Source organism: Arthrobacter sp. CMU6, assembly GCF_059090205.1.
Genome location: NZ_JBNHFL010000076.1, coordinates 1 through 1340, shown reverse-complemented (window position 1 = coordinate 1340; position 1340 = coordinate 1). Strand labels below are relative to the sequence as shown.

General features: G+C 65.7%; 2 protein-coding genes. One reads left to right on the top strand and one right to left on the bottom strand.

The window, feature by feature from the left end:
• Positions 1 to 272: 272 nt before the first annotated feature.
• Positions 273 to 725, top strand: coding sequence for a hypothetical protein (locus AC5RWD_RS23110; RefSeq protein WP_494022253.1), 453 nt, complete (start codon positions 273 to 275; stop codon positions 723 to 725).
• A 2-nt stretch (positions 726 to 727) separates the two neighbouring features.
• On the opposite strand, the gene AC5RWD_RS23105 is transcribed toward AC5RWD_RS23110, so the two are convergent.
• Complete coding sequence (locus AC5RWD_RS23105) at positions 728 to 1240, bottom strand: gluconokinase (RefSeq protein WP_494022252.1); 513 nt, start codon at positions 1238 to 1240, stop codon at positions 728 to 730.
• Between the last annotated feature and the right edge of the window lie 100 nt (positions 1241 to 1340).

Sequence of the window (1340 nt, the reverse complement as noted above, 5' to 3'; positions counted from 1 at the left end):
GACGACGGCGGGACCTCCCGCCGTCGTCCGCTTCCCTTTCATTTGGTTCTTGTCAGCGCAACCGGTACATGAGTATGGTTCGGCCATCCGGACTTTCGGGCGCATCCGATGTTTGGCAGTACAGCGCGGCACCGAAACGGCGCCGCCGTCAGGGGCACATGGCCATATAAACATGGCCCCGTACAGGCGCCCGGTCACCACGCCGGCAACGGGCGCGGTGACCGCGGGCAGCCACGCTTCCTTCCCGCCACCCTTTATCCAAGGAAAACCTGATGATAGGCACCAGAAGCCGCCTTACCGCCGTCGCCCTCGCCGCCGGCCTCATGGGCATCGCCGCCCCCGCCCATGCAGCCCCTGCGACGCTTGTCAGTGCGGGACCCGGGATCCTCGTCGCCGACGGCGCTGCCGTCGATATTCCGGTCACCTTCGTCTGCGACACCGACCCCACCCTGCTCATCGCTGTGCCCGTCGTCCAGCTCACCCAAAGGGTCAGCGACGGCCGGATCGCCGGCGGCTTCGGAAACGAACAGCTCAGCTGCACCCGGCAGTCGCAGACCGTCACCATCCGGGTGGTTCCCAACGTGATGGCCTTCAACGAGGGCACGGCCGCAGCCACCATCGTGCTGCAAAGTTGCAACGCGCAATTCCAGTGTTCCGCGGAAATCATCAACACCGAACTGAAACTCGCCAGGGGCGGGGGCAGCGGAATCCAGCCCCAAAAGTAGCGCTACGAAAGTTCCAGTTCGCGGACGATGCCGTCCACCAGCGTTGCCGGATCGCCGAGGATGTCCACGGGAATATGCGCCTCATCGGCTCCCAGCGGCTCCAGCGTCGCAAGCTGCGAAGCCAGGAGACTGCTGGGCATGTATTCGTGCGCCCTGCCGCTGATCCGGCCCGCAATCGTTCCGGCCTCGCCGGAGAGGTGGATGAATACCAGGTCAGGTGCAAAGCTGCGCAGCAGGTCACGGTAGCTCCGCTTGAGCGCCGAGCAGGCGATGATGCGCGTACCCGCTCCCTCCGCCGGCGTTGCCAGTGCGGCGCCGATTTCGGCGAGCCAGGGCGCCCTGTCGTCGTCATTCAGCGGTGTGCCGCTTGCCATCTTCGCTTTGTTGGCCGGCGGGTGAAAGTCATCGCCGTCAAAGAAGGGCACGCCCAGGCGCTCGCCCAGCAGCGCGCCGACGGTCGACTTTCCGCAGCCGGAGACGCCCATGACCACGAGGGGCGGCAGGTTCGTGATCATGACGTTGTTCCGAAGTTGAGGAGGACTTTGCCGGATTGGGCGGAGTCGCGGGCGACTTCGAAGGCGGTGAGGGCGTCGGTGACGGGGTAGTCGTGGGTGA